This window comes from Streptomyces sp. NPDC004658 (genome assembly GCF_040609555.1).
Classification (GTDB): domain Bacteria; phylum Actinomycetota; class Actinomycetes; order Streptomycetales; family Streptomycetaceae; genus Streptomyces.
This window is the reverse complement of record NZ_JBEXKG010000004.1, coordinates 42458-55042: the sequence shown is the minus strand read 5'-3', so window position 1 is coordinate 55042 and position 12585 is coordinate 42458. Positions and strand designations below refer to the sequence as shown.

Below are 12585 nucleotides of genomic sequence, written 5' to 3'. Positions count from 1 at the left end.
CCCGTCTTCAGCGACTCGCCGAAAGGTGCTCAACTCCTCATGCCCGAGCTGGTGTTCTTCTCCGGAACGATGGACTGCGGGAAGTCGACGCTGGCTCTCCAGATCGAGCACAACCGCTCCGCGCGCGGCCTGGCCGGCATGATCTTCACCCGGGACGACCGCGCCGGCGAGGGCAAGCTGTCCTCCCGGCTGGGCCTGGTCACCGACGCGGTGGAGGTGGAGGACGGCCAGGACCTGTACGCCTATCTCGTGGACCATCTCTCGCGGGGCGGCCGGGCCGACTACGTGATCGCGGACGAGGCGCAGTTCCTCGCGCCCGAGCAGATCGACCAGCTCGCGCGCGTGGTGGACGACCTCGGCCTGGACGTGTTCGCCTTCGGCATCACCACCGACTTCCGCTCCAAGCTGTTCCCCGGCTCCCAGCGGCTGGTGGAGCTGGCCGACCGGATCGAGGTGCTCCAGGTGGAGGCGCTGTGCTGGTGCGGCGCCCGCGCCACGCACAACGCCCGCACGATAGACGGCGAGATGGTGGTCGAGGGCGCCCAGGTGGTCGTCGGCGACGTCAACCAGTCCGCGGGCCAGGTCGGCTACGAGGTGCTGTGCCGGCGTCACCACCGGCGCCGGATGACCGCGGCGACGGCCCGCGCGGCGGCCCTGTCCCCGGACGTGCTGCCCGTCCCGGCCTCCGGCGCCCCCTGAGAGCTCAGCGCGGATCCTGGATCACCGTGAACTCGGCGCCCTCCGGGTCCGCCACCGTCGCCAGCCGCCCGTGCGGGCTGTCGTGGGCCGGCTTGAGGACGCGACCGCCCAGTCCGGTGACCTGCCGCAGCGTTTCGGCGAGGTCGTCGACCTCGAAGTACGTCCGCCAGTACGGCCCCCGGTCCATGGGCAGGCCGTGGCCCACGCCGTGCAGCCCGGCCACGGGACGGCCGTCGAGGCGCAGGGTCAGATAGTCGAAGCCGGCGGAGACCACCGGCTCCTCCTCGTAGCCGAACACGCTCTTGTAGAACGTGCCGACGCTCTCCGTCTCGAAGGTGACCAGCTCGTTCCACACCGGTGTGCCGGGTACGCCGGTGACCGACATGCCGAGATGCGCGGAGCCCTGCCAGATGCCGAACACCGCCCCGGAGGGATCGGAGGCGATCGCCATCCGCCCCGCCTCGGCGGCGTCCAGCGGCCCGACGGCCAGCGTGCCGCCGCACAACCGCACGGTGTCCGCGGTCTGGTCCACGTCGTCCGAGGCGAAGTACGGCGTCCAGGCGACCGGCAGCCGGCGGTCCGGCGACAGCTGGCCCATGCCGGCGACCTCCCGCCCGTCCAGCAGCGCCCGCACATAGGGCCCGAGCTGCTGCGGGCCGGGCAGGAACTCCCAGCCGAACAGCTCACCGTAGAACTCCTCGGTGGCGTCCAGCGCGTGCACCATCAGGCTCACCCAGCAGGGCGTGCCGGGCACGCGCCGCACGTGCGGACCGGCCGACTCCCGTGCCTCGGTCATCGATCACTCTCTCCCCGGCCCCACGTGGTGGCCGTGTCGCTTCCGCTCCCCGGAACGGCGTCCGCGCCGCTGGCGCGTGTGCCCGTGCCGGTGTCCGCATCCTCCGCGGTGCCGCGGGTACCGCGCCGCTCGGCCGTACCTCCGCCGAAGATGCCCGATCTGCCGTGTTTCGCCGCTTCCTGACGAGGGCCGGCGGGTGTCCGTCGGCTGTACGGCACGTGCTCGATCACGTACGCCGTGTGATCGAGCGTGTCCGGCCGAGCAGAGTAGCCGGACCTGGACGCCGCGGCCACCCCTGGCGTATGGATGGACGCCATGACAGCCATCATCACCGCATCCGAACTCGCACCCGAGCTGACCGGCGGCAACCCGCCGGTGCTGCTGGACGTGCGCTGGCAGCTGAGCACGGCGAAGGCTTCGGGGGCGCCGGCCTTCGACGGCCGGGCCGAGTACGCGGCCGGTCACATCCCCGGCGCGGTCTTCGTCGACCTGGACCGGGAGCTGGCCGCCGCGCCCGGCGAACACGGCCGCCACCCGCTGCCCGACCTGGCGGACTTCGGTGCCGCGATGCGCCGCGCGGGCGTGTCGGCGGCCCGGCCGGTCGTCGTGTACGACGGCGGGCAGGGCTGGGCCGCCGCGCGCGCGTGGTGGCTGCTGCGCTGGACGGGTCACCCGGACGTGCGGGTGCTCGACGGCGGGTTGCCGTCCTGGGAGGGCGAGCTGTCCACCGTGACGCCGGCCCCGGCCGAGGGCGACTTCGAGCCGGTGCCGGGCGCGGCGGGGCTGCTGGACGCGGACGGGGCCGCAACCCTGGCCCGCACGGGTGTGCTGCTGGACGCGCGCGCGGGGGAGCGGTACCGCGGTGAGGTGGAGCCGATCGACCGGGTCGGCGGGCACGTCCCGGGCGCGGTGTCGGCACCGACGACGGAGAACGTGGGCCCGGACGGCCGTTTCCTGCCCGCGGCGGAGCTGAGGGACCGCTTCAAGGCCCTGGGAGTGTCCGAGGACACCGAGGTGGGCGTGTACTGCGGTTCGGGCGTCTCGGCCGCCCACGAGGTCCTCGCGCTGGCGGTGGCGGGCATTCCGGCCGCCCTGTACGTCGGTTCCTGGTCCGAGTGGTCCGCGGACCCGTCCCGGCCGGTGGCGGTGGGGGCCGACCCGCAGTGACCGGACAGCCGGAAGAGGGGGCACGCGCGCGTGCCCCCTCTTACCGGTACGACAGTCCTACTCCTGCTTCTTGCGCCGCGTGCCGAACACGATCTCGTCCCAGCTCGGTACGGCGGCGCGACGGCCGGGCCGGACGCCGTCGGCCTCGGCCTGGCGGTCGGTGGCGCCGATGAGCCGGTCGCGGTGGCTGCCCACGGAGCGCGGCATGAGGACGTCCGCGTAGGCGGAGCCGGCGGACGCGGCGGGCGCCGGCGGCTCCTCGGCGGCGGGCTCCTCCTCGGTGTCCTCCGAGGGCTCCGAGGGGCGTTCCGGGACCACCAGGTCGCCCCGGAAGCTCGGCACGGCTTCCAGCAGGCTGGTCAGGGAGTCGCGTTCGCCCGTGCTCTCCTCGGCCGGTTCCGACGGCTGCGCCGGCAGGCTGGGCCGCTCGCGGTCGCTCCGGTCGAGAGCGCGGTCCATGGAGCGCTCGCGCGGCAGCCGGGCGATCCGCGGGACGAACGGGAAGCTCGGTTCCGGCACGGCGAGGTCGTCGGACTCGCCGATCAGGGAGCGCGCCTCGTCGTCGACGGCCTGGACGAGCCGCCGGGGCGGGTCGTACGTCCAGCTCGCCGAGTGCGGTTCGCCCGCGACCCGGTAGACGAGCAGGACCTCCCAGGTGCCGTCGTCGCGGCGCCAGGAGTCCCACTGCACGGTGTCCTTCTCGGCACCGCGCAGCAGCAGCCGCTCCTGCACGGCCTCGCCGAGCAGCGGGCCGGAGTTCTCGCCGGGGCGGCGGACCGGGGTCTTGCGGGCCCGCTCGGCCATGAAGGCGCGTTCGGCCAGCACCGGCCCCTCGAAGCGCCGTACCCGGTCGACGGGGATGCCGGCGAGCTGCGCGACCTCTTCCGCCGTGGCACCGGCTCGTATCCGCGCCTGGATGTCCCGCGGGCGCAGATGGCTCTCGACCTCGATCTCGATCTGGCCGAGGCGGGGCCGGTCGCCGCGGACGGCGGCGCGGAGCCGTTCGTCGATCGGAAGCGTGTACTCCGTAGAGTCGGCAGCCTTCAGCACCAGCCGTGTGCCGTCATTCGAGACGGCCACGACACGCAGTTCGGGCATGGGGACCTCCCGGGTGGTGCCTGCCGACGTCACGTGCGTCGCTGCTTCCGCTAGTCGAGTGTGGCCTGCCCGGGTGCAGCCTGCCACAACCTTGCCGAGTTGCCCGGCGTGTCGGGCGCGGGCCCGGAACCGCCGTTATGGCACGGTTACCTGTTCGCAACGCTAAGTGACCAACTCCGTCACCCTGTGCAACTAGCCCCCTCCCGGCGATCCTGCAAGGCCGCGGGCACCCTGGTGGGAGACCGGACCCAGGGCTCGCAACAGTACTCCATTTGGACCACGTGCGTGGATTGGCGCGCCGCCCAACTTCTGGCAAGGGGTGCGACTTGGCCGCCCGCAACCCATTTTGTGGATCATGAACGTGGCGAACTTCACGCAATCGCCAGAAACGGAACTAATGGTTTCGTCCGTACGTCCCTTTCTCGTGCGGTCGGTCGATCAATGTCGCCAACTGCGCAAAATGCTCCGAGAGGTACGGGAAAGGCAGGCAAGTTCCGGGTATGCGTGAGACGCCCGATACAGGTCGGAAGTGGATCGACCTGAACGTCCCCCAGGTCGCGGGCAGCGCCCTGGCGGCGGTGGTGGCGGCCAAACTGGCCTCGTACTTCGGCGTGTACGGCACGATCCTCGGGGCCGGCGTCGTCAGTGTCCTCGCCACCTGCGGCGGCTCGGTCTTCCAGCACTTCTTCAAGCGGACCGGGGAGCAGCTCCGCGAGAGGACCGCGGTGGCGGCCCGGCCGCCGGGGGAGCGGGAAGCGCGGCCGGGGCGCAAAGAGCCGGCGCGGCAAGCGCCCCCGCCGCCGGGCGAGTTCACCGAGGGCACCGTCTACCGCGCGCGGGCCGGGAGCCGGCGCCGCCCGCTGGTCGCCGCCGCCCTGGTCTTCGGGGTCACGCTGGCGGGCATCACGGCGTACGAGCTGGTGTCCGGGAACAGCTTCAGCGGCGGTCAGGGCACGACGGTCAGCGACGTCGTCACCGGCCGGGGCTCCTCCGGCGCCAAGTCCGACGAGACACCCGCCCCTTCGGGCACCCCGTCCCCGGAGCGCACGCCGTCCGCCGGCACCGGTACGAGCCCCGGCACGCCCCCCGCGCCCGGCGACTCGCCGAGCGGCCGGCCGACCGGGCAGCCGGACCCCGAGCGGAGCGGGGAACCGAGCGGCGACCCCGCCACCCCGGTCCCCACGCCCGGTGCGCCCAGCGCGTCCGCCGCCACGCCTACGCCCCCAGAACCCTCCGCAGGTAGTCGTTCTGGAACAGCCGGTCCGGGTCCAGACGGTCCCGCAGCGCCGTGAACTCGCCGAAGCGCGGGTACACCCGGGCGAAGTACTCCGCGTCCCGCGTGTGCACCTTGCCCCAGTGCGGACGCCCCTCGTGCGCGGTGAAGATCCGCTCGGCGGCCGTGAAGTACGCCTGGTACGGCGTGCCCCGGAACATGTGCACGGCGATGTAGGCGCTGTCCCGGCCGGAGGCGGTGGACAGGGTGATGTCGTCGGCCGGGGCGGTGCGCACCTCGACCGGGAAGCTCACGCGCAGCCCGGAGCGGTCGACCATGGCCTTCAGCTCGCGCAGCGTCTCCGCCAGGGCGGCGCGCGGGACGGCGTACTCCATCTCCACGAAGCGCACCCGGCGCGGTGAGGTGAAGACCTTGTAGGGGATGTCCGTGTACGTCCGCGCGGACAGCGCCCTGCTGGAGATCTGCGCGATCGCCGGGACGGTCGCCGGGGCCGCGCGGCCGACCCACTGGGCCACCTGGAAGACGCCGTTGGAGAGGAACTCGTCCTCGAACCAGCCCGCGAACTGTCCGACCGGCTGCTCGGGGCCGGCGCTGCGGTTGTTCCGCTTGGTGTTGGTGTTGCCGGTGTGCGGGAACCAGTAGAACTCGAAGTGCTCGTTCTCGGCCCACAGTTGGTCGAACTCGGCGAGGACCCGCTCGAAGGGCATGGGTTCCTCGCGCGCGGTCAGCAGGAAGAGCGGCTCCACGGCGAAGGTGATCGCGGTGACGACGCCCAGGGCGCCGAGGCCGATGCGGGCCGCCGCGAAGACCTCCGGGTTCTCCTTCTCGGAACAGGTGAGCACCGAGCCGTCGGCCGTGACCAGTTCCAGTGCCTTGATCTGGGCGGCGATGGAGCCCGACGCGCGGCCGGTGCCGTGCGTGCCGGTGCTGGTGGCCCCGGACACGGTCTGCTCCATGATGTCGCCCATGTTGGTGAGCGAGAGGCCCTCGCGCGCGAGGGCGGCGTTCAGTCTCTTGAGCGGGGTGCCCGCCTCCACGGTGACGGTCATGGACGCCCGGTCGATGGTGCGTATACCTGTCAACAGTTGAGGGCGTATCAATACACCGTCGGTTGCGGCGATCGAGGTGAAGGAGTGCCCGGTGCCGACCGCCTTCACCTTCAGGCCGTCCTCCCGGGCCCGGCGCACCGCACCGGCCAGCTCCTCGACCGAGGCCGGCGTGACCTGCCGGGCGGGCCGGGCGGAGACATTGCCGCCCCAGTTACGCCACGTGCCGTTCTTCCCGCTCGCTGTGCTGCTCAACGGTGCCTCCCCGACCCGCGGCCGGCCTGCGCAGCCGGCGGTACCCGAGGAAACCGACCGCGACCGCGACGGCCCCGGACGCGGCCGGCACCCCGTACCCGGCCCGCGCACCGGCCGCGTCGATCACCCAGCCGGCCACGGAGGAGCCGACCGCGATGCCGACGGCGAGGCCGGTGCTCACCCAGGTCATGCCCTCGGTGAGCTGCGCGCGCGGTACGTGCTCTTCGATGAGGGACATCGTCGTGATCATCGTCGGTGCGATGGACAGCCCCGCAACGAACAGCGCCACGGCCAGAAGCGGCAAGTTTCCGACCAGTAGGAGGGGGATCATACTCACGGCCATCGCCGCCACGCCCAGCAACCAGCGACGTTCCGGCGCACCGCTGAGGCGCAGCAGCCCGAAGACCACGCCCGCGACGCAGGAGCCGGCCGCGTACAGCGCCAGGACCACGCTCGCGGCGCCCTTGTGACCGCGCTCCTCGGCGAAGGCGACGGTGACCACGTCCACGGCTCCGAAGATCGCGCCGGTCGCCACGAAGGTCGCCACCAGCACCTTCAGCCCCGCCGCCCGCAGGGCGCTGCCGCCGCCCTGCCGCTCGCGGGGGTGCGGTTCCGGTTCGGTGGCGCGCTGGGCGGTCAGCCAGCAGACGCCCACCGCGAGGAAGCCGGCGGCGAGCAGGGGGCCCGCCTCCGGGAACCAGGCGGTGGACAGGCCGATGGAGATGATCGGCCCGAAGATGAAGCACACCTCGTCCACGACCGACTCGAACGAGTAGGCGGTGTGCAGCTTCGGGGTGCCCCGGTACAGCACGGCCCAGCGGGCCCGGACCATCGCGCCCAGACTCGGCACCGAGCCGATCCCGGCCGCGCAGACGAACAGCACCCAGTCCGGCCACCGGAAGTGTGCGGCGAGCAGCAGCCCGGCCGCCGCGAGCAGGGCGACCAGGGTCGCGGGGCGCAGCACCCGGCGCTGCCCGTGCCGGTCCACCAGCCGGGAGATCTGCGGCCCGAGCGCGGCGGCGGACAGCGCGATGGTGGCCGAGAGGGCGCCCGCGAGGCCGTACCGCCCGGTGAGCTGGGAGACCATCGTGACCACGCCGATGCCCATCATCGACAACGGCATCCGCCCGAGGAATCCCGCGGTGGAGAAGGCCTTGGTGCCGGGTTCGGCGAACAGGGCTCTGTAGGGGCTGGGCACGTGGTCTCCGAGGCGGCTCAGTAAGGCGCGAATGCGGCTGATACAGCTTACGAGCGAGGGCGCCCCGATCGCACCCGATATGACACCCGGAGAAACCGCCCTAAACCGACTGGAAGCCGACTCTTCACCCCGCTGTTTCCCCGCTGTCAGTGCCGGGTGGCAGGATCGACTCATGCCAGACGCGCTCGATCCCACCCCGTACGACGCCCTGCTCCTGCTCTCCTTCGGCGGCCCCGAAGGCCCGGACGACGTGGTCCCGTTCCTGGAGAACGTCACGCGCGGGCGCGGCATCCCCAAGGAACGCCTCAAGGAGGTCGGGCAGCACTACTTCCTCTTCGGCGGGGTCAGCCCCATCAACGCCCAGAACCGCGCCCTGCTGGACGCCCTGCGCAAGGACTTCGCCGACCACGGCCTGGACCTGCCGGTCTACTGGGGCAACCGCAACTGGGCGCCGTACCTGACGGACACCCTGCGCGAGATGGTCGCCGACGGCCGCCGCCGCGTCCTGGTCCTCGCCACCAGCGCCTACGCCTCCTACTCGGGCTGCCGCCAGTACCGGGAGAACCTCGCCGACGCGCTGGCCGCCCTGGAGGCCGAGGGCCTGGAGTTGCCGAGGATCGACAAGCTGCGGCACTACTTCAACCACCCCGGCTTCGTCGAGCCCATGACCGACGGCGTGCTGCGCTCCCTCGCCGACCTCCCCGAGGAGGTCCGGGCGGGCGCCCACATCGCCTTCACCACCCACTCCATCCCGACCTCCGCCGCCGACACCTCCGGCCCCGTCGAGGCCCACGGCGAGGGCGGTGCCTATGTCGAGCAGCACCTGGACGTGGCCCAGCTGATCGCCGACGCCGTCCGCGAGCGCACCGGCGTCGACCACCCCTGGCGGCTCGTCTACCAGTCGCGTTCCGGCGCCCCGCACATCCCCTGGCTGGAGCCCGACATCTGCGACCACCTGGAGGAGCGGCACGCCGCCGGCGTCCCGGCCGTGGTCATGGCCCCCATCGGCTTCGTCTCCGACCACATGGAGGTCCTCTACGACCTCGACACCGAGGCGACGGCCAAGGCGGCGGAACTGGGCCTGCCGGTGCGCCGCTCGGCCACCGTGGGCGCCGACCCGCGGTTCGCCGCGGCCGTCCGCGAGCTGATCCTGGAGCGGGCCGCCGTCGAACGCGGCCAGGAGGTCACCCCCTGCGCCCTGGGCGCGCTCGGCCCCAGCCACCACGTCTGCCCGGTCGGCTGCTGCCCGGCCCGCGCCCCGCGCCCCGCCGCCGCGGGCGCCGACAGCCCCTACGCGTGAGGAGACCCGTGACCGACCCCCTGCACCGGGACCTGCTCGAACTGGCCCAGGAGGCCGCCCGCCGCGCCGGCGAGCTGCTGCGCGACGGCCGCCCCGCCGACCTGGCCGTGGCGAGGACCAAGTCCAGCCCCATCGACGTCGTCACCGAGATGGACCTCGCGGCGGAGAAACTGATCACCGAACTGATCTCCCGCCACCGGCCCGACGACGGCTTCCTCGGCGAGGAGGGCGCCTCCGTCGAGGGCACCAGCGGCATCCGCTGGGTGATCGACCCGCTGGACGGCACCGTCAACTACCTGTACGGCCTGCCGACCTGGGCGGTGTCCGTCGCCGCCGAGCGGGACGGCGAGACCGTCGTCGGGGTCGTCGCGGCCCCCATGCGCGGTGAGACCTACCACGCGGTGCGCGGCGGCGGCGCCTGGGCCACCGGCGCCTGGCAGGGCGAGCGGGCCCTCGCCTGCCGCCCCGCGCCCCCGCTGGACCAAGCCCTGGTCTCCACGGGCTTCAACTACGTCACCGAGGTCCGCGCCCACCAGGCGGAGATCGCCGCCCGGCTGATCCCCATGCTGCGGGACATCCGGCGCGGCGGCTCGGCGGCGGTGGACCTGTGCGACGTGGCGTGCGGCCGGCTCGACGGGTACTACGAGCGGGGGCTCCACGCGTGGGACTTCGCAGCGGGGGACCTGATCGCCCGGGAAGCCGGTGCGCTGACCGGTGGGCGGCCCGGGGAGCGGCCGTCGGGGGAGCTGACGGTGGCCGGGTCGCCGGGCGTCTTCGAGCCGCTTCAGCGGCTGCTGGAGGACTTCGGCGCCTGGCACGACTGACCCCGCCGAGCGGGCACGCAAAAGGACCCCGGCGCTGGATTCGCCGGGGTCCCCTCTTGCGCTTCCGAGCCGATCAGACGCGTGACGCGCCGACCTCCACACCGTGTTCGGCGGCGAGGCGTCGCAGGTCGTCGAGCTCTGCCTGCTCCACTTCGACGAGGAAGTCGTCGCCCTCGTCACGAGCCCGCGACAGGTCGGACTCGGTCGCCCTTATGCGCTGCAGAAGTCCTGCGGTGAAAGCGTCCATGCTGCGCCCCCTCGTCCAGGGTCGTGGGTCGGTGGCACGGGGGTGTGCCGTAAGGAAGGGGCGATCACGTCTCTCGCAGGTGCCCAGCGCTGCCCGGCCGGGCGGCGACGGTGCCGGACACCCACGCCCGCTCTGCGAAGCGGAGGCCGGAGTACCGCATGGTGCTGCGGCACATGCAGAGCGTGATCGCGGGGTGTAAAGCCGTCCTCCCCCCGCTCCCCTCCGCGGAAACCTCAACCGGAGGAGAAATTCTCGTATTCCCGCCCCCGGGCCCCCGTCCCTTCGGCCCGGAGGCCGCCTTACAGCCGACTTATGGCCGAAAAGGGCAGGATGGGGGTCACACCCACGGACACCCCTGCCCGCACGCGCCCATGGCGCGTCCTCGCGGGTGGACACAGGAAGGACAAGCGACGTGCGCGTACTCGTCGTCGAGGACGAGCAGCTGCTCGCCGATGCGGTGGCCACCGGACTGCGCCGGGAGGCCATGGCCGTCGACGTCGTGTACGACGGTGCGGCCGCCCTGGAGCGCATCGGCGTCAACGACTACGACGTGGTCGTCCTCGACCGCGACCTCCCGCTCGTCCACGGCGACGACGTCTGCCGCAAGATCGTCGAGCTGGGCATGCCCACGCGCGTGCTCATGCTCACCGCCTCCGGTGACGTCAGCGACCGCGTCGAGGGCCTGGAGATCGGCGCCGACGACTATCTGCCCAAGCCGTTCGCGTTCAGCGAGCTGATCGCGCGCGTCCGCGCCCTCGGCCGCCGGACCAGCGTGCCGCTGCCGCCGGTCCTGGAGCGCGCCGGCATCAAGCTCGACCCCAACCGCCGCGAGGTCTTCCGCGACGGCAAGGAGGTCCAGCTCGCGCCCAAGGAGTTCGCGGTGCTGGAGGTGCTCATGCGCAGCGAGGGCGCGGTCGTCTCGGCGGAGCAGCTGCTGGAGAAGGCCTGGGACGAGAACACCGACCCGTTCACCAACGTGGTGCGCGTGACGGTGATGACCCTGCGCCGCAAGCTGGGCGAGCCGCCCGTCATCGTCACCGTCCCCGGCTCCGGCTACCGGATCTGATCCCCGTGGCCACGACCCCCGCGCCGCCCCAGGCGCCCCCGAAGCCCACCTGGGACCCCAGAAGGCCGCAGCCGCCCTTCCCGTGGCTGCGACCGACCATCCGCATACGGCTGACGCTGCTCTACGGCGGCATGTTCCTGATCGCCGGCATCCTGCTGCTGTCGATCATCTACCTGCTCGCCGCACAGGCGATCAGCACCGGCAACCAGCCGCTGTTCAAGATCGTCAGCGGTTCGGCGATCAAGGTCACCAGCGACAACTGCCCCGCGGTCACCGCGATCAACTCCGGCCCGGTGCCGCTGTCGGACTTCAACGAGGCGATCGCCCACTGCGTGGACCAGCAGCGCCAGGCGGCCCTGGACAACCTGCTCAGCCGCTCCCTGCTGGCCCTGCTGGGCCTCGCCGTGATCGCCTTCGCGTTCGGCTACGCGATGGCCGGCCGTGTGCTCTCCCCGCTCGGCCGGATCACCCGCACCGCCCGCCAGGTCGCCGGCTCGGACCTGTCCCGCCGCATCGAGCTGGACGGCCCGGACGACGAGCTGAAGGAGCTGGCCGACACCTTCGACGACATGCTGGAGCGGCTGGAACGGGCCTTCACCGCCCAGCAGCGCTTCGTCGGCAACGCCTCGCACGAGCTGCGCACCCCGCTCGCGATCAACCGCACGCTCCTGGAGGTGCACCTGTCGGACCCGGACGCGCCGGTGGAACTACAGCAGCTCGGCAAGACCCTGCTCGCCACCAACGAGCGCAGCGAACAGCTGGTCGAGGGGTTGCTGCTGCTGGCTCGCAGTGACAACCAGATCGTCGAGCGCAAGCCGGTCGACCTGGCCGAGGTCGCCACGCAGGCCATCGACCAGGTGCACGCCGAGGCCGATGCCAAGGGCGTGAAGATCCGCGGCGACCGCAAGCCCGCCGTGGTGCAGGGCAACGGTGTGCTGCTGGAGCGGATCGCGCTGAACCTCGTCCAGAACGCCGTGCGGTACAACGTGCCGGAGGACGGCTGGGTCGAGGTGGACACCGAGATCCAGCACGGGCAGGCGGTGCTGACCGTCACGAACACCGGGCCGGTCGTGCCGGCGTACGAGATCGACAACCTCTTCGAGCCCTTCCGGCGGTTGCGTACCGAGCGGACGGGCAGTGACAAGGGGGTGGGCCTCGGCCTGTCCATCGTCCGGTCCGTGGCCCGCGCGCACGGCGGCCACATTCTGGCCCAGCCCCGGGAGGGCGGCGGTCTGGTGATGCGCGTCACCCTGCCGCTGTGACCGGGGACCGACACACGCGGAGGATGTTCGCTTTGCGCGGAATTTTTGGACCGCCGTACGTGGTTCTTCCTGTGTGATCGATCACATGGGCGGATTTCCGGCCATGTACGCACGGTGATCATGACAGAAGGTGGAAAGCCGGGAAAGTCCGGGTTTTCAGGGCTCTTGATCACGGGAAGTACACGGTGAGGCGCCTTTGAGGTGCGGCATTCGAACCGTGTACGGTCCTCACCGCCATCCAAGCCGATCACTCTTGAGGGGTCGGGTTGGGTGTCGATTGAGTAACAGACCTTGATGTGAGGCAAAATCTCCGCCTCAGGTCGGGCACAAGTCCGGCCTCTCACGCGTTACGTGCGCTGGAGACACCGCAGACACCCAGAGGGGGAGAGCGAT

Annotated in this window: 12 protein-coding genes; 7 read left to right on the top strand and 5 right to left on the bottom strand. The window is 72.1% G+C overall.

Going from position 1 to position 12585, the window contains the following annotated elements:
- The first annotated feature begins 39 nt into the window (after nucleotides 1-39).
- Nucleotides 40-699: a thymidine kinase gene (locus ABZV94_RS03220; RefSeq protein WP_356336616.1), complete on the top strand. Its 660-nt coding sequence runs from the start codon at nucleotides 40-42 to the stop codon at nucleotides 697-699.
- A 4-nt stretch (nucleotides 700-703) separates the two neighbouring features.
- On the opposite strand, the gene ABZV94_RS03215 is transcribed toward ABZV94_RS03220, so the two are convergent.
- On the bottom strand, nucleotides 704-1495 hold the full coding sequence (locus ABZV94_RS03215) for a VOC family protein (RefSeq protein WP_356336614.1): 792 nt from the start codon (nucleotides 1493-1495) through the stop codon (nucleotides 704-706).
- Nucleotides 1496-1810: 315 nt separating this feature from the next.
- On the opposite strand from ABZV94_RS03215, the gene ABZV94_RS03210 reads away from it, so the two are divergent.
- Nucleotides 1811-2662 (top strand): sulfurtransferase, encoded by an 852-nt coding sequence (locus ABZV94_RS03210; protein WP_356336612.1) that lies wholly within the window; start codon nucleotides 1811-1813, stop codon nucleotides 2660-2662.
- A gap of 57 nt (nucleotides 2663-2719) precedes the next feature.
- Here the strand turns inward: ABZV94_RS03210 and sepH are convergent, their stop codons facing one another.
- Nucleotides 2720-3760, bottom strand: a complete 1041-nt coding sequence (gene sepH, locus ABZV94_RS03205; RefSeq protein WP_356336610.1) for a septation protein SepH — start codon at nucleotides 3758-3760, stop codon at nucleotides 2720-2722.
- Nucleotides 3761-4260: 500 nt separating this feature from the next.
- Here sepH and ABZV94_RS03200 point away from each other — a divergent pair, with 500 nt between their 5' ends.
- On the top strand, nucleotides 4261-5052 hold the full coding sequence (locus ABZV94_RS03200; protein WP_356336608.1) for a hypothetical protein: 792 nt from the start codon (nucleotides 4261-4263) through the stop codon (nucleotides 5050-5052).
- Here the strand turns inward: ABZV94_RS03200 and ABZV94_RS03195 are convergent.
- Entirely contained in the window at nucleotides 4976-6295 is a 1320-nt protein-coding gene (locus ABZV94_RS03195) for a D-arabinono-1,4-lactone oxidase (RefSeq protein WP_356336606.1), read from the bottom strand. The two genes, ABZV94_RS03200 and ABZV94_RS03195, sit on opposite strands and share 77 nt — an antisense overlap.
- Nucleotides 6255-7493 (bottom strand): MFS transporter, encoded by a 1239-nt coding sequence (locus ABZV94_RS03190; protein WP_356336605.1) that lies wholly within the window; start codon nucleotides 7491-7493, stop codon nucleotides 6255-6257. The genes ABZV94_RS03195 and ABZV94_RS03190 overlap by 41 nt, the downstream gene beginning before the upstream one ends.
- A 172-nt stretch (nucleotides 7494-7665) precedes the next feature.
- On the opposite strand from ABZV94_RS03190, the gene ABZV94_RS03185 reads away from it, so the two are divergent.
- On the top strand, nucleotides 7666-8793 hold the full coding sequence (locus ABZV94_RS03185) for a ferrochelatase (protein WP_356336603.1): 1128 nt from the start codon (nucleotides 7666-7668) through the stop codon (nucleotides 8791-8793).
- A gap of 8 nt (nucleotides 8794-8801) precedes the next feature.
- Entirely contained in the window at nucleotides 8802-9617 is an 816-nt protein-coding gene (locus ABZV94_RS03180; RefSeq protein WP_356336600.1) for an inositol monophosphatase family protein, read from the top strand.
- 73 nt (nucleotides 9618-9690) lie between these two features.
- Here the strand turns inward: ABZV94_RS03180 and ABZV94_RS03175 are convergent, their stop codons facing one another.
- Nucleotides 9691-9864 (bottom strand): hypothetical protein, encoded by a 174-nt coding sequence (locus ABZV94_RS03175; protein ID WP_023546087.1) that lies wholly within the window; start codon nucleotides 9862-9864, stop codon nucleotides 9691-9693.
- A gap of 412 nt (nucleotides 9865-10276) precedes the next feature.
- Between ABZV94_RS03175 and ABZV94_RS03170 the strand changes: the two genes are divergently transcribed.
- Complete coding sequence (locus ABZV94_RS03170) at nucleotides 10277-10930, top strand: response regulator transcription factor (RefSeq protein ID WP_003993508.1); 654 nt, start codon at nucleotides 10277-10279, stop codon at nucleotides 10928-10930.
- 5 nt (nucleotides 10931-10935) lie between these two features.
- Complete coding sequence (locus ABZV94_RS03165; RefSeq protein WP_356336598.1) at nucleotides 10936-12192, top strand: HAMP domain-containing sensor histidine kinase; 1257 nt, start codon at nucleotides 10936-10938, stop codon at nucleotides 12190-12192.
- Nucleotides 12193-12585 lie beyond the last annotated feature (393 nt).